We start from the raw sequence: 15,450 nt of genomic DNA, 5'->3' as shown, positions 1-15,450 counted from the left end.
TCTTTTTTCATTTATTTGATGCGTAATAGTATGACGAAATCGCTTGATGGGTAAGCATTTCTGTCTTATTGAGGATTTTCTATGAATAATCTAGGTTAAGGGATGAACATGCAATTTTTACGCTAAACGATAAAAAAGGCAGCTCCAATTTGTTAGGGGCTGCACTTATAACTTTCTATTTACTTCTGCTTAATTATTAATCATACTTTGTTGTTTTAGAATTATTGATGAGAAGTATTTCCTCGCATCCGCATGTCTGATCTGAAGGATCTCCTTCAAGTCTTCATTTTTTTCAAATGCCACATCAGTACCATCAAGGTGCTCGGTGACTTTACTAATAACATATCCTTTTTCAACCAAGGCATCAATCTTTGCCTTTTCATCAAGGAAATCTTTATAAGTGGACATAACATCCGCCTCCTTTATACACTTTCAGCATCACTCTTTTGAACGGATTGCGGGGTATCATCGATCACCCAATCCCGGCCCACTGTAATGCCCAAATAGTCTTCATCACTCGGATTTTCGACTTCCTCCTGAGGAAATCTTTTAAAATACCAAAACTTTGCAAGAACATAGTATACAACGCTTGCCACGATAAAGCCGATGATAAAAGAGTAATCCATAAAGAAATAGGCTATTATGCCGCCGGCAAACCAAGCGATAAAACCGGCAATGTTCACGCCGCCATGGTATTTGTATTGACCGGCATTCTTATACAGGTCCTGAACATTTACTCTCCGTTTTCGAATAAGGTAATAATCTGCAAATAAGATCCCAGTGACCGAAGACAGCACTGCACCAATAATTAACAGTACTTGGGTCAAGACGTTAAAAACATTCCATGGCTCAATGACTGTCCCGACGATACCTGCGATAAAGACAGCTACAGCATAAGACACTTTGGGTCCCCCTGCATTTGAGAAAATGGCTGCCGCAGGAACTAAATTAGCAGATATGTTCGTAGACCATTGAGTCAGCACAATCATTAATAATAAGACAACAAGCATCCACCCTGAAGCGGATTTTTCCAAGGCAAAAACAGGGTTTGAATTAGCAGCAACAACATAAGATGCTGCGCCAATCATGATCATGAACGCTTCTGTGAGAGGAAGTGCTATCGTACTGCCTATTAAAGTGCCCTTGTTTCTCTTAAACCAATTCCTCTCAAACTTTGGAGCCTTGATAAATCGAGAAAGTGTCGGTATATCCGTTCCGAGGGTTGCCCAAAATCCCATATTGCTGAACAGCACGACTAGAAAGGCTGTCACTGCTGCCCCACCTGTAACTGGACTTTCAACCCAAGTCCAAACATTCTTTCCATACTCGATCGCCTGATCTGAAAGTGTGCTGTACATAACCAATGAGATTATAATGATAATAGGTGCGGTGATATCTGCAAACCTTTCAACCCATTTAATGCCTGATGCTGTATTGATTAACTGCACCAGAGCGAAAATCATGTAGCAGATTAACCAATGATCAAACCCAGTAAGTGTGTTCAGAATGGCATTGACGGCTGTCGCCCCAAAATAGGTATTAATCCCGAACCAAAAGGATGCCGCAATCGCGCGAATCACCGAAGGAATATGCGTACCGATAATGCCAAAAGGAGCACGCATATACACGGGAAATGACAGGCCGTGTTCAATGCCGATGTCGCCGATTATGGTGATAAATACCCCTATTGCCAGCGACCCTATAATTGTTGCTGCGACCACCCAGCCTAATGGAAGCGTCTGGACCCCTGCCGCCCCAATAGCAAAGGTTGCCAAAAGGATGGCCATGCCAACCCACATAGATGAGAAGCCTAAGGTGCTGATCGTTTTCTTATCGTGGCTGACAGGGAGCAAATCAGGCGATTTTAAGTAATCATACGACTTTTTTTCCATTACGATACTCTCCTTGTTCATTTTTGAACAGAAAATATCGGTAATATAATGGCTTGTAATGCAGCGAATAGACAGGAAATCTGGATGTCAGAACCGACTTTCCCGCTATCACATCTTGACAGTTTGACTTTCCGCCTTATGATTCATGCTGAATTGTTTCCGTTTGAGATACTGTCCATCTCCAGGTTTTCCTACAAACTGTTTATCACGAATAACATAATTCCCACGGGAGAGGACCGCAACCGGTTCACCTGTCACTTTCATTCCTTCCAGTGCACTGTAATCAACCGCCATGTGATGGGTTTTTGCCGAAATCGTCCGCTCGGCATTCGGATCAAAAATGACGATGTCCGCATCACTGCCTGGAGCAATGGTTCCTTTTTTCGGGAATAATCCAAACAACTTTGCCGACTGGGTCGATACTAAATTGACAAATTGATTGAGTGAGATCCTTCCCTTCTTGACGCCTTCGGAGAAAAGGACACTGAAACGATCCTCTACAAATGGTCCCCCATTCGGTATCTTCGTAAAATCATCTTTCCCTAGATCCTTTTGCCCGTTAAAATCGAACGAGCATTGATCAGAGCCAATCGTTTGCAAATCACCGCTTTTTAGTGCATTCCAGAGCGCTTCTTGATGGGGTTTTTCCCTAAGCGGTGGCGACCAGACATACTTTGCCCCTTCAAAATCAGGTTTCTCCATATAGGATTGGTCAAGCACCAAATATTGCGGGCAGGTTTCACCCCAAACTCGGAAGCCTTTGCGGCGGGCATCAGCGATCTGTTCCACCGCCTCTTTGCAGGTTACATGAACAACGTAGAGCTGGGCATCAGCAAGCGCAGTAAGTTTGGCCGCGCGCCCCGTCGCCTCTCCTTCTGCTTCTGGAGGCCTTGTCAACGCATGGTAAATCGGTTCTGTATGGCCTGCTGCCAAAGCCTTTTTTGTCAGATAATCAACGACATCGCCATTTTCGGCATGCACCATTACTAGGGCACCATGCTCCCTTGCGGTAATCAATGTTCGAAATAATGTCTCATCATCAGCCTGGAAGACATTTTTATAAGCCATGAATACTTTAAATGATGTAATCCCTTCTTGTTCGATTACAGTTGGAAGCTCATTCAGAACAGCATCATTGATTTCACTGATCATCAGATGGAAGCTGTAATCGACAACCGCTTTATCCGCTGATTTTTTATGCCACTTTTGAATGGCGTGGCTGAGGGGCTTGCCTTTATCCGTTAAGCAAAAATCAATCAACGTCGTTGTTCCGCCATATGCAGCTGCAATGGTCCCCGTTTCAAAGTCATCCCTGGATACCGTTCCGCCAAATGGCATTTCCATATGTGTATGGGGGTCGACACCGCCGGGGAACACATACATCCCTTTCGCATCAATTATTTCTGCCTCACTGTCATGCAGATTAGCACCTATTTTGGTCACCTTTTCATCTTCAATCAATATATCAGCCTGATAAGTATCCGCTGCTGTGACTACCGTTCCAGCTTTAATTATTTTTTTCATCAATGTCCCTCCAAATAAGCTAATCATTTAAAATTAAAGTTTTGCCGTGTTCATCTTGGAATGACTGATCGCTGCCTGCCGCTCGTTCCATGTCATCGGCGCTTCCGTTTGTGGCAATTCGATCATATCAATCGCCCCATCTACAGGGCATACGATAGAACACAAATTACAGCCAACACAATCCTCTTCCCGGACCTTCAGATAATCGCTGCCGTCAGCATTTGTCAGCATATCAATGCATTGGTGCGAAGTATCCTCACAAGCAATATGGCATTTGTTGCAGTTAATGCAAATATCATTATTAATCCTCGCAACCACTTTATAATTTAAATCAAGATCGCCCCAATTCGAATATTTGTTAACCGATTTCCCGATGAGGCCGGCAAGCGAAGAGATGCCCTTCTCATCCAAATAATTATTAAGCCCGTCAGTCATATCCTCCACGATTCGGAATCCATGGTGCATTGCTGCCGTGCACACTTGAACGGCACTTGCCCCCATAAGCATAAATTCGACTGCATCCTGCCAATTGGAAATGCCGCCAATACCAGAAATAGGCACATTAATATTCGGATGCCGCGCACATTCAGCGACCATGTTCAATGCGATCGGTTTGACAGCCGGACCGCAATAGCCGCCATGCGCTCCTTTGCCGGCAACATTTGGGATCGTATCCCAAGTGTCCAAATCGACCCCAGCTAAGCTGTTGATCGTGTTGATCATACTGACGGCATCGGCGCCGCCTTTCACGGCGGATTCAGCTGTCACCGTAATGTCTGTAATGTTCGGTGTCAATTTTACGATCACCGGTGTCGTTGCCGCTTCTTTCGCCCACATCGTTTGCGCTTCAACTAAGTCAGGCTGCTGGCCGGAAGCGGCACCCATCCCCCTTTCCGCCATGCCATGCGGGCAGCCGAAGTTAAGTTCAAGACCGTCGACGCCGACATCCTCTACTCGTTTGACAATCTCATGCCACTTTTCTTGTTTCGGCTCAACCATCAATGAAGCAATAATGGCTCGGTCCGGAAACCTCTTTTTCGTTTCATATATTTCTTTTAAATTGACATCAAGCGGCCGGTCTGTTATAAGTTCAATGTTATTGAAACCGGCTACCTTCTGACCGTTAAAATCTATCGAACCAAAACGTGATGTGGTATTGATAATAGGCTCGCCAAGCGTTTTCCAAACGGCGCCGCCCCATCCGGCTTCGAAAGCCCTTTGCACCTGGTAGCCGGTATTTGTCGGAGGGGCTGAGGCAAGCCAAAATGGGTTTGGGGAAGTGATCCCTGCAAGATTTGCCCGTAAATCAGCCATACTATTACTCTCCTTTCATAAAGGATTTTAGGCGCTTTCAATGGAAGCGGACCTCAATTGCTTATGAATCGCGTACGCTGCTTCCTTGCCATGCTTTGCCGCGGAAACGACCATCGCTTCACCTTGGCCGCCTCCAAAGATCACATCACCAGCAGCAAAAATTTTGGGGTGAGATGTTTGGCAAGTCTTCTCATTCACTTTAACAACGCCATTGACGTGCCTTAGTCCGAAAGCCTCGGCCAATTCTTTGTATCGTGTTTGGCCGATCGCCTTGATCACTGTATCCGTTTCCAAAATAAATTCTGAACCTTCGATCGGCATCGGCCGGAGTCGGCCATCTTCTCCGGGCTTCCCAAGCTCCATGCGGATACATTCCACCTGTTTGACACGTCCGTAGCCGTCATCAATAATTCTTTTGGGTGCTGTCAGCCATCGAAACTCAACACCATCTTGTTTTGCAAACTCGTATTCAAAATCATAAGCTGTCATTTCCGATTTTGTCCGCCGGTAGAGGATCTTGACATTTTCTGCTCCGAGCCGAACCGAACATGTCGCGCCATCGATCGCCGTATTTCCCGCACCGATCACTACGACGTTCTTCCCTGCAAGCTCATCGTTAATAGGTGATGTTTTTGTGGCTTCAACAAATTCAATCGCATCATGTACACCTTCCAGCTCTTCTCCTTCAATGCCAAGCATCGGAACCTTTGACATACCTGCCGCTAATATCACGGCATCATAATTGTCAATCAGATCTTGGGCGGGAATATCTTGACCAACCCTTGTATTCGTTCTTATATCAACATCAAGGCTTTCAACTTGCTGCACTTCCCAAAAGGAGATGTGTTGCGGAAGGCGAAATGAAACGATACCGTACGTATCCAATCCGCCCGCTTGTTCTTTCGCCTCAAAAATGGTTACTTTGTATCCCAATAAAGCAAGCTCGCGGGCAGCTGATAAACCAGCGGGGCCGCCGCCAACGACTGCCACACGCCTATGATTTGGTTTTCCTTTTTTGAAAAGGATTTGTTCATTTTTAATCGCCCAATCTGTTGCAAAACGCTGAAGATCGCCAATCATAATCGGTTTCGTTGAATGGTTTAACACACAGGCACCCTCACATAATTCCTCCGTTGGACAGACACGGGAACAGCTGGCGCCGACAGGATTGGATGCCATAATGGTTCTGGCTGATCCCTTTAAATTCCCCGATGCAATCTTTTTTATAAAAGAAGGAATATTTATACCTGTCGGGCAAGCCTTGATGCATGGCGCATCATAGCAGTACAGGCAACGATTAGATTCATCCAATGCTTCAGCAGCATTAAACCCGTGATTGACTTCTTCAAAGTTCTTGATAAGGTCATCTATTGATGCATGCCTCGCTTTTCCCAAGATCAAAAACCTCCCTTATCATTTTCAGGGCTTTAGGGCTGTCATATCATCATAAGTTTCGGGCCGGCGGTCACGGAAGAATTGCCAAGTGTCCCGTACTTCCCTAATTAGCTTTCTATCCATTTCCCCGATCACAACCTCATCCCGGTCCCTCGTTCCCATGGCAACAAAGTTTCCCCTAGGGTCAACCAAATAAGACTGGCCATAAAATTCACCCATATTCCAAGGTGCTTCCAACCCAACACGGTTAATCGCCCCAATATAGTAACCATTTGCAACAGCATGTGCCGGCTGCTCCAATTTCCACAGATATTCAGACAATCCCGCAACTGTAGCAGAAGGATTAAATACGATTTCCGCTCCATTTAAAGCTAGCAATCTTGCACCTTCAGGAAAATGGCGATCGTAGCAGATGTAAACACCCACTTTGCCAAATGCGGTATCAAATACCGGGTAGCCAAGATTACCGGGCTTGAAATAAAACTTCTCAAGAAAACCGCTGCCCGCTTCATTAACGGTAATTTGCGGGATATGCTGTTTGCGGTATTTCCCTAAGTACGAACCATCTGCATCAATAACCGCTGCGGTGTTATAATAGGTCGCAATTCCTTCGCGTTCATAGACTGGCAAAATAATGACAACACCAAGTTCACGGGCAAGTGATTGAAAGAGATTGCTCGTTGGTCCATCAGGGACTTCTTCTGCCGCATCATACCATTTGGTACTTTGTTCCGCACAAAAATATGGACCATAAAAGATCTCTTGCAAACAGACCATTTTCGCACCGGACCTAGCCGCTTCTCTCACGAGTTTAATATGTTTTTCGATCGCCTTTTCCTTATGAACCTCCACAGGCTCATTGCCATTGACATCATTTGAGGCTTGAATGAGGCCTATTTTTATTTTATCTGCCATATTGACCCTCCTTAATCTTGTTAAAGTGCTTCATTGATTATAAATATGTTCAATAGACTAGCAATATTCATGTCCCAATTACCCAGGGCTACTTGCGCTCGCCTTAAATGGAAGGGGCTTTAACGTAACGTTTCTATATGTATTGTCATTTCAAATTTATAATGTTTTACAATATGTCATTTTAATCGGTACACTTTTATACATTGTGTTAGACGAAAGCAAGCTGCGCTAAAGAAAACTTGCCGATTGGCAAGCCTTAATGGCGCAGCCAGAGGCTTAGCTGCACTTATGTGCGTCGGAAAGTTTATACTTTCTGATTAACAAAAAAATCCCCTAAGCTAGCTTAAGGGCACTGAAAATCCTTCGATTTTCAAGATAACCGAATCGATTTCATAATTACTTTTAAACAGAAAATAGGGAAACGGAATTTCAATTTTTTAGAAAAAATGCCGTTGTTGTTTCGTTATTATAAGCGGAAATACACTCGCTTTCCGCGGGAGTCTCGTGTATTTCCGTTGATTCATGATTTTTTTGAGGTCACAGGACTTTTTGGGGTATAGTGTACGTTAAGAAAAACGCATACAAAAAACACCTGATTTTTGTACGTTATAGTACCAATCAGGTATTTTGAGTTTACTTTTATAAAAATCTTAGTAAGTTTATTTATTCACATTAAAAGGGGCAATACCAGCGAAGCAGTCACCGCCCGCAAACAGATTAAATAGTTTCATTAAATCCATTCCCCCCCAAAGCAAGACACGCAGCCCAATGAGTGACCCTATACTTCCGCCTTCCTAGCAGACATTTTTTGCACATTTATTAATGATAAGACAATCGACAAGATCAAAATGACAATAAAAAAGATGAAAGCATAACTGAAATGAGAGAACGAGTTCAAAATGCGGCTTGATATGGCCGGTCCAAACGACATGCCCAGAAAGTTGATAAGGTTATAGATCCCTAATCCCATCGCATTTTTGTCTTTTACTATCGTTCGCGGAATTTCAATATTGATTGCGACTGTCATCATCGTGAAGCCTATATAGATGGCGAAAACACCAAGCATTGCGAATACAAGTTGTGTTACACCAACACTCGCCAACATGAGGAATCCGGTGAGTTGTATGACCGTGGAATATCCGATGAGTTGCTTACTGCTGATGACATTTAGGCTCTTTTTTGCAATAAAACTTATCAAAAAGGCCAGGATTGAGATCACGCCTAAAATAAGACCTGTGCTAATGGCAGTAAGGAGAAAATGTTGCTCAGATAATAGTGGGAATAAAAATACCATACCAACCATGGCTGCGTTATTGACAAAGCTGATCATGATCAATCTGCTAAAAGCGAAATGTCTAAAAATAGATAGATCAACAAATAGAACCAAATTTTTGCGTTTCCCATGAGCCATTAAACCAACAACTGACATGACCGTTATGATAAGGAGATAGCCATTCATTTTAACACCCAGAATAAAAGACACAACGAAAATCAATAAAAATAATAATCCGATGAAGTCAAAAGGTCGGGCCTCCTTTTGTTGATTGGTATACCCGGAAGGCATAACCGTAAATAACCCGATGAGTGTTAGAACGACCAACAGCATCAATAGAAACAAAGAGTGCCAGCCCCATGCATAAGTAAAAGTGCCACCAATCAAAAAGCCTATTCCGGAACCTAGTGATAAACATCCACCAATTAACGTTAAAGCCATGTTTCTTTTAGATTCTATCATATATTGATTGGCGGTAATCATTGACAAAGCAATGAAGGCACTGCCCCCGGCAGATTGAATAATCCGTGCAATGATCACAAAAATATACTGATTGGTTATGGAACCAATGATGGAACCACACACGAATAAACACACACCAAAGACTAATAAGGTCTTAAGTTGGAAGTAGGAAGCCAATTTGCTGTAAGTGATGGAACCGCAGGCAATGATCATTGTATATATAATCACGACCCAGCTAATCATAGAAGCTGTTACCTTTAGTTCTTCTTTCATGTCGACAAGTGCCACATTAAACAAAATGGAGTTCATCACTCCTGATAAAACTATGAAACACAAAGTTAAGATCAGACCATTCTCTTTACTTTTCATCCTGTTTTCTACCCTTCGTTATTTTATAGTCATAAAACATTAAAACTATTAATTGAAAAAAGTGACCACATCAGAGTGTAGTCAAAAATCCTGGTAAATACCGATCAAACATCTCTTTATTTAGAGTGACATACTTTGTTACACCTTCACGTTCAATCGAAACTAATTGTGCGTCGGATAAAATTTTTAAATGATACGAACCATTTGACTTGCTGATCTCTAAACTCCTTCCAATATCTGAACACATTGGTCGATTGTACTCGCGAAATAGTAAACGAATCATACGAATTCTTTTTTCATCTGCCAACGCATTAAATATTTTAATACGTTGCTGGTCATCTAATTGTTTTAATGTCATAAAACTATTATACAATTTAGATCAACATTGTCAACTCATCTAGTGCAATCCAAAAATTTGAAAAAGGAAAGCTGTCAATATCAATCTAGCTTACCTTCGGTGATTTAATCTTCCGCCCTTTAGAGTCAATGTATGACAGCAATTCATTTTTCAAAGGTTCCAAAACAGCGCTAGAAAATAACCCCTGAACATCCTTGTATATCCTTTCGTTTGAATGATACACACAGAAATGGGTGACGCTCCAATTTGAGTCAACAAATTGCAGTGTTATCCAATAGTTAGAAATATAGTCTGGCTCGTTAAAATCTTTATAATAGAAATCTATCATCCTGCCATCGTGTTTGACGATTTCTATGATATCCACATCCATCTGGCCATGTTCGCCGAGCTTAATTTGCAGCATTCTTCAATCCTCCTTTTGAGAACATCCTTTCCAAAAAGAAGAATTTATATAGCTGCAAATTCAGAATGCAAAAAAACAGCCCCCTCGTACCCGTAAGAAGGAGCTGCTTTCGTTCAATATTTTCTTAAAACGCCCAAAGACCTTTGCGCAGAATCGCCTCGATGTCCCCATTCTCCGTTTCACCGTCAACATCAAGTTCACCGGAACCGATCATAAAATCAACATGAACCAGGCTGTTATTGGCGCCATGCTGCTCAAGCTCTTCTTGGTTCATGTTCGTGCCGCCTTCCAAGCAAGTTGGATAAGCTTTGCCGATAGCAAGATGGCATGAGGCATTTTCATCATACAACGTATTAAAGAAAATCAAACCGGATTGTGAGATCGGTGAATTGTTTGGCACGAGAGCGACCTCTCCCAAATAATGCGAGCCTTCATCTGTTTCAACTAACTGCTTTAATGTGTCATAGCCGCTTTTCGCGGAACAGTCGACGATCCGCCCATTTTCAAATGTCAATGAGAGCTCCTCAATTAACGTCCCGCTGTAGTTAAGCGGCTTGGTGCTCGTTACAGTACCATTTACCCCCGTTTTCAAAGGCAGTGTGTACACTTCTTCAGTCGGGATGTTTTTGATGAAATCTGTCCCGTCCGGATGGCTTGCTGCTGCAGTAGCCCATATATGAGAAGGATCAAATTCAATCGTTAAATCGGTGCCAGGCGCTTTATAGTGAAGCTTCTTATATTTTTTATCATTTAAAAATCCGGCTTTTTCGTTCAACTGCTGCTTATGTATATCCCATGCCTCAACCGGATCATCCTTGTCGGCTCTCGTCATTTGGAAGATGGTATCCCACAGCTTGTTGACAGCATCATCTCCATCCAGTTCCGGGAACACCTTTTTAGCCCATGTTTCTGAAGGAACGGTCACGATTGACCAGCTGACTCTATCAGACATCCGATAATCGAAATAGTCCCTAAGCGCTGATCTGGTTACTTTATTATCGCGCGCAACCTTTTCCGCATCAATGCCTGTTAACAAATCCGGATTCGGCGAGCGAATATCCAGGAACGCCGCCCCATTTTTGGCCAGTGTCTCATAGGCCTTTACCTCAGATTCGGGGTATTCTTGAAAGGTTTCTTCAGAAGCATACATTAAGCGTGTCACAGTAAGCTCATCATCCGTCCATCTAAAATGGACATGCTTTGCCCCCGCCTGATATGCCTTTTTGACAACCATTCGGACAAAGTCGGCAGCTGCGATCGGTGCCGTGATGACAAGATCTTGCCCCTTTTGCACATTCACACCGTTTTTAACGGCGAGCTCTGCATATTTTTCAAGCTTTTGTTTTAAAGTTGACATCATGGTCCCTCCATTTCACCATTATTCTATCACTTTATTTCACGTTCGTCTTGCAAACGGATACACTCGTAATGCAAAGCAATTAATAAAAAACCCGAGTTCATATTCTTATGAACTCGGGGCAGTTTAATCTTCAGAGGTTAATTCTGCTATACATTCCTATGTTCGTCAAAATCAAATTGGCATTCTTTTAACGGAACGACCTTAGTTTTGTTTTTAATCTTATAACCTAGCCAAAGTACGAGAAATAACGGAATGCCAAGATATGCGGCAATGACGCTTCCCCACTCAATGCCACCGCCAAGAAACGCTTGATAGTCTTGTGCCAATAAAACAATGAGACAAAGTACAAAGGCAAAAATAGGTCCAAAAGGGAACCATTTAGAACGATAAGGAAGATCGCTAAGTGAATAACCTTGAGCCAAGTATGCTTTCCGAAACCGGTAGTGGCTGGCCGCAATACCAAGCCAAAAAATAAATCCTGTGACACCGACCGAATTCATTAACCATATATAGATGGCACCATCACCGAAAACGGATGCAAAAAATGCCAGCATGCCTACGAGGGACGTCACGATTAATGCCCAAATGGGAACGCCGCGCTTGTTTAGCTTTGCAAAAATCCGCGGGGCTAGTCCATCATTGGCCATTGCGTATAACATCCGGCTCGTCACGTATAGACTCGAATTTCCGGCGGATAATACCGCTGTTAAAATGACGGCATTCATCGCCGAGGCTGCAAAGGCAAGCCCTGCTTTCTTAAATACTGTTGTAAACGGACTGACCATAATTGTTTCACCTTGCAGACTATTGCTTGTATACGGAACAATCAATCCAATAACAAAGATTGCAAGACAATAAAATAATAAAATCCGCCAAAAGATGCTGCGAACGGAACGCGGAACATTTTTTGCAGGATTTTCACTCTCACCTGCTGCAACACCGACAATTTCTGTCCCCTGGAAGGAAAAACCAGCCGCTATAAAAATACCTAAGGTGGCCATAAAGCCCCCGTGAAATGGTGCATCACCAATAGTAAAATTTTTGAAACCTATCGGCTTACCGTTCATAATACCAAAAATCATTAATACCCCGACAATGATAAAGATGATGATTGTCCCCACTTTAATGAGTGAAAACCAATATTCTCCTTCTCCGTACCCTTTAACAGACAGGTAATTCAGTAAGAATATCAAGACTAAGAACAAAAAGCTCCACATCATCGAAGGACTGTTTGGAAACCAAAACTTCATAACCATCGTAGACGCAGACAGCTCCGCAGCAAGTGTCATTGCCCAAGTAAACCAATAGTTCCAACCTAACGCAAATCCCAAAGAAGGGTCGATAAAACGCGAGGCATACGTACTAAAGGCTCCGCTCACTGGCATAAATGACGCCAGCTCCCCAAGACTTGTCATTATAAAAAACACCATGACTCCAATAACGGTATAAGCGGCTAAAGCTCCCCCCGGACCGGCGGAGTGTATGGCGGGACCGCTTCCAAGGAAAAGCCCCGTTCCTATCGCCCCGCCTAATGATATCATTGTCAGGTGACGGGCTTTTAATTTTCTTTGCAAAGTATTTGAAGATTGTTTTTGTACAGTTTGCGGTGCTTGTTTCAACTGTTTATTAATCATCTGGATTCCCCCCAAAAATTGTTTTATCCTTATTCAGACTTAAGACTCCCCCTTTTTTGAAGTATTATATAATTTGTAAGTGCTTTCATTATTTGGCATTTAAGCCGTTGGATATAGACTTAAATTGGTGCCAAAATTAGGCAAAAAGAAATAGGGAACTATACTGCAAAAATTAAGAATTTCACAGTACAGCCCCCTATTCACTAAATGCTCTGGGCTAAATAAATATTCAGTTTAAATGGGCTAAATCTCACTTTTTTTCGGTCAAATAACTTTGCTAGTTTCTAATAACTTTGCTTTGTTTATTGTATTGCAAATATTTAAAGGTGTCAAATGATTTCAGAAACGGCATAATACTGTGCTGGGTGCACAAGTATAACAACAACGGTCAATATCGAAAAGTTCATTGACTTTATATTTGTTAAAAGTTAAAATAAAAGCAGTCAATAGTGTTCGAAAATTCGGAATTTGACAAAGCTACGTTGCGCTTACAATAAATCACATAGTGTTTTAGCCCATAGACAAGGCTATTAGTGAATAGGGGGCTATATCGATGAAGTTGTTTTTATTTCTTCGATATAGTCCCTTTTTATATTTTTACTTTATCATAATAAAGTAAATTGATGAGGGGGGCTTTTTTATGAAAATAGAACAAAGAAGTGTCGATTTTATTCCTGAGGATGAAAGATATGGAAAGCCATCAAGTTTATTTAACATCTGGTTTGCAGGCAATATGCATGTCACAACCCTTGTAACCGGGGCACTTGTCGTCACTTTCGGACTAAATCTATTCTGGAGTGTGCTCGCTCTTATTTTGGGTAATTGTCTGGGGGCGATTTTCATGGCGTTGCATTCTGCCCAGGGGCCAAAGCTTGGCATACCCCAAATGATCCAAAGCAGAGCCCAATTTGGTGTCTATGGTGCAGCTATTCCAATTGTGATCGTGATTTTAATGTATCTTGGTTTCTTTGCGAGCAGCAATGTGCTCGGTTCCGAGGTTTTAAGCAGCACGCTTTCGATCAGTCCAAACGTTAGTGTTATTCTTTTTAGTATTGTTGCCTTTTTCATTGCCCTGTTTGGTTATGACCTGATTCATAAAATGCAAAAGTATTTGACTTGGATTTTTATTATTGTTTTTGCCATCGTCACGGTCATTGTATTCAGGATGCCGCTGCCCGCTGGCAGCTGGTCGATGAGTGGCTTTAACCCCGCGGCATTTATGCTCAGCGTTAGTGTTGTTGCGACCTGGCAGTTAACTTATGCGCCGTATGTCGCCGATTACTCCCGATATTTACCGATCAACACATCGACTTCAAAGTCCTTTTGGTATACTTATTGTGGGAGCGTCATCGGCACGTTCTGGATGATGCTGCTAGGTGTTATTTTGACAATTGCTGTTCCTCATTACCTTGATCACGCCAGCTCTAATTTGGCTCATTTATTCGGAACATTTGCCTTAATTATGTTTGTCATTATTTTCTTAGGTCAAATTTCAATCGATGTGTATAATTTATATGGTGCATTTATGTCGTCAACGACAGCGATCCAGCCGTTTTTTAATCTTAAGGTAACACCTAAAGTCCGTCTGATATTGTTGCTTTGCATTACTGTGATTGGGACCCTTCTGGCTATATGGGGGCGACATAGTTTTCTCGCCTTTTTCTCAAACTTCATCTTATTTCTAACTTATTTCCTGATCCCTTGGACAACGATTAATCTGGTTGACTTCTATCTTCTGCGGCGCGGCCATTATAATACACAAGATGTTTTCGATGGCAACGGGCAATATGGCAAAATAAATTGGATCACAACAGTAGCATATATTGTTTCAATCCTTGCTGAAATTCCATTTATTAACACGTCCTTTTATATGGGTCCGATTGCTCACGCGTTAAATGGAGCTGACCTTGCCTGGATTATAGGACTTATTATTCCCGGTGTCCTTTACTATTTTCCAATGAAACGGCAGATTCGCATAAATACATCTAACATGCAAAATAAGGGGATTTAACATTCGTTAACCTCGTTTATCAAAAACGAGGCTGGGACAAAACAAAAGACTTATGTATAAATAAAAATCCGCACTATTCAGATATCCTATCTGAATAGTGCGGATTTTTCTATTAGTAAAAAACTTCTGTAATGGATGTTGACAGTGCGTCAGTCAATTTGCTCAAAATCGGGCCAGGTATATGTGCTCTCGCTTCCTGTGATAACATTGCCCGGGGATTTTCGCTAAGACCCTGAGGTACACCGCCCATTCCCGCAAAGGCATCTTTTAATTTATTTGCAAAATCATGGCTTTGAATCGTGCCGAAAATCGTAATTCCTACAGTCATGCCAAACTCTCTGACAAACCCAATCGTTGAATTGACTGAGCCGTATTGTTTCGGGCTAAAGTTGTGCAGTGCCGACATACCTGACAAGTACTGTCAGTCATAATTTCTTATTATCCTTCACTTTGGCGTTATTGTCCTGCTCAAAATTTGAATTATATTCTACGTAATCAATAAAACAGCCAGGCCCAATCGTCACATTGTTCCCCCGCAGC

13 protein-coding genes are annotated in these 15,450 nt (G+C 42.4%); 1 reads left to right on the top strand and 12 read right to left on the bottom strand.

Going from position 1 to position 15,450, the window contains the following annotated elements:
* Positions 1 to 189: 189 nt before the first annotated feature.
* The 11 genes from EV207_RS12940 to EV207_RS12890 all read right to left on the bottom strand — a co-directional run bounded on the left by EV207_RS12940 (position 190) and on the right by EV207_RS12890 (position 12,899).
* On the bottom strand, positions 190 to 408 hold the full coding sequence (locus tag EV207_RS12940; RefSeq protein ID WP_132746573.1) for a hypothetical protein: 219 nt from the start codon (positions 406 to 408) through the stop codon (positions 190 to 192).
* A gap of 14 nt (positions 409 to 422) precedes the next feature.
* Positions 423 to 1,892, bottom strand: coding sequence for an NCS1 family transporter (locus EV207_RS12935; RefSeq protein ID WP_132746572.1), 1,470 nt, complete (start codon positions 1,890 to 1,892; stop codon positions 423 to 425).
* Positions 1,893 to 2,000: 108 nt separating this feature from the next.
* The gene (hydA, locus tag EV207_RS12930) at positions 2,001 to 3,416 is read right to left on the bottom strand and encodes a dihydropyrimidinase (protein ID WP_132746571.1); all 1,416 of its coding nucleotides are present in this window, start codon (positions 3,414 to 3,416) and stop codon (positions 2,001 to 2,003) included.
* A gap of 33 nt (positions 3,417 to 3,449) precedes the next feature.
* Complete coding sequence (preA, locus tag EV207_RS12925) at positions 3,450 to 4,730, bottom strand: NAD-dependent dihydropyrimidine dehydrogenase subunit PreA (RefSeq protein WP_132746570.1); 1,281 nt, start codon at positions 4,728 to 4,730, stop codon at positions 3,450 to 3,452.
* A 27-nt stretch (positions 4,731 to 4,757) separates the two neighbouring features.
* A complete protein-coding gene (locus EV207_RS12920; protein ID WP_132746569.1) occupies positions 4,758 to 6,125 on the bottom strand; it encodes an NAD(P)-dependent oxidoreductase in 1,368 nt (455 codons plus the stop codon).
* Positions 6,126 to 6,149: 24 nt separating this feature from the next.
* Positions 6,150 to 7,040: a nitrilase-related carbon-nitrogen hydrolase gene (locus EV207_RS12915; protein WP_132746568.1), complete on the bottom strand. Its 891-nt coding sequence runs from the start codon at positions 7,038 to 7,040 to the stop codon at positions 6,150 to 6,152.
* A gap of 778 nt (positions 7,041 to 7,818) precedes the next feature.
* The gene (locus EV207_RS12910) at positions 7,819 to 9,144 is read right to left on the bottom strand and encodes an MFS transporter (RefSeq protein WP_132746567.1); all 1,326 of its coding nucleotides are present in this window, start codon (positions 9,142 to 9,144) and stop codon (positions 7,819 to 7,821) included.
* A gap of 70 nt (positions 9,145 to 9,214) precedes the next feature.
* Positions 9,215 to 9,502 carry an ArsR/SmtB family transcription factor gene (locus EV207_RS12905; protein WP_132746566.1) on the bottom strand — a complete coding sequence of 96 codons (288 nt, stop codon included), beginning with the start codon at positions 9,500 to 9,502 and terminating at the stop codon, positions 9,215 to 9,217.
* A gap of 85 nt (positions 9,503 to 9,587) precedes the next feature.
* Positions 9,588 to 9,905 carry a hypothetical protein gene (locus tag EV207_RS12900; RefSeq protein ID WP_132746565.1) on the bottom strand — a complete coding sequence of 106 codons (318 nt, stop codon included), beginning with the start codon at positions 9,903 to 9,905 and terminating at the stop codon, positions 9,588 to 9,590.
* 124 nt (positions 9,906 to 10,029) lie between these two features.
* Positions 10,030 to 11,262: an aminopeptidase gene (locus EV207_RS12895; protein WP_132746577.1), complete on the bottom strand. Its 1,233-nt coding sequence runs from the start codon at positions 11,260 to 11,262 to the stop codon at positions 10,030 to 10,032.
* A 149-nt stretch (positions 11,263 to 11,411) separates the two neighbouring features.
* Positions 11,412 to 12,899 (bottom strand): amino acid permease, encoded by a 1,488-nt coding sequence (locus EV207_RS12890; protein WP_132746564.1) that lies wholly within the window; start codon positions 12,897 to 12,899, stop codon positions 11,412 to 11,414.
* A gap of 640 nt (positions 12,900 to 13,539) precedes the next feature.
* Between EV207_RS12890 and EV207_RS12885 the strand changes: the two genes are divergently transcribed.
* A complete protein-coding gene (locus EV207_RS12885; protein ID WP_132746563.1) occupies positions 13,540 to 14,910 on the top strand; it encodes a purine-cytosine permease family protein in 1,371 nt (456 codons plus the stop codon).
* A gap of 112 nt (positions 14,911 to 15,022) precedes the next feature.
* Here the strand turns inward: EV207_RS12885 and EV207_RS12880 are convergent, their stop codons facing one another.
* Positions 15,023 to 15,325, bottom strand: a complete 303-nt coding sequence (locus EV207_RS12880; protein WP_132746562.1) for a hypothetical protein — start codon at positions 15,323 to 15,325, stop codon at positions 15,023 to 15,025.
* Positions 15,326 to 15,450: the final 125 nt, after the last annotated feature.

Source organism: Scopulibacillus darangshiensis, from assembly GCF_004341035.1.
Lineage (GTDB): Bacteria > Bacillota > Bacilli > Bacillales > Sporolactobacillaceae > Scopulibacillus > Scopulibacillus darangshiensis.
The sequence above is the reverse complement of the archived record's forward strand: the minus strand, read 5'-3'. Positions and strand labels throughout refer to the sequence as shown.

What these genes read in the sequence shown, in the direction of transcription:
- EV207_RS12940 (WP_132746573.1), bottom strand. Translation starts at nt 408, where the DNA reads ATGTCCACTTATAAAGATTTCCTTGATGAAAAGGCAAAGATTGATGCC.
- EV207_RS12935 (WP_132746572.1), bottom strand. Translation starts at nt 1,892, where the DNA reads ATGGAAAAAAAGTCGTATGATTACTTAAAATCGCCTGATTTGCTCCCT.
- hydA (WP_132746571.1), bottom strand. Translation starts at nt 3,416, where the DNA reads ATGAAAAAAATAATTAAAGCTGGAACGGTAGTCACAGCAGCGGATACT.
- preA (WP_132746570.1), bottom strand. Translation starts at nt 4,730, where the DNA reads ATGGCTGATTTACGGGCAAATCTTGCAGGGATCACTTCCCCAAACCCA.
- EV207_RS12915 (WP_132746568.1), bottom strand. Translation starts at nt 7,040, where the DNA reads ATGGCAGATAAAATAAAAATAGGCCTCATTCAAGCCTCAAATGATGTC.
- EV207_RS12910 (WP_132746567.1), bottom strand. Translation starts at nt 9,144, where the DNA reads ATGAAAAGTAAAGAGAATGGTCTGATCTTAACTTTGTGTTTCATAGTT.
- EV207_RS12905 (WP_132746566.1), bottom strand. Translation starts at nt 9,502, where the DNA reads ATGACATTAAAACAATTAGATGACCAGCAACGTATTAAAATATTTAAT.
- EV207_RS12900 (WP_132746565.1), bottom strand. Translation starts at nt 9,905, where the DNA reads ATGCTGCAAATTAAGCTCGGCGAACATGGCCAGATGGATGTGGATATC.
- EV207_RS12895 (WP_132746577.1), bottom strand. Translation starts at nt 11,262, where the DNA reads ATGTCAACTTTAAAACAAAAGCTTGAAAAATATGCAGAGCTCGCCGTT.
- EV207_RS12890 (WP_132746564.1), bottom strand. Translation starts at nt 12,899, where the DNA reads ATGATTAATAAACAGTTGAAACAAGCACCGCAAACTGTACAAAAACAA.
- EV207_RS12885 (WP_132746563.1), top strand. Translation starts at nt 13,540, where the DNA reads ATGAAAATAGAACAAAGAAGTGTCGATTTTATTCCTGAGGATGAAAGA.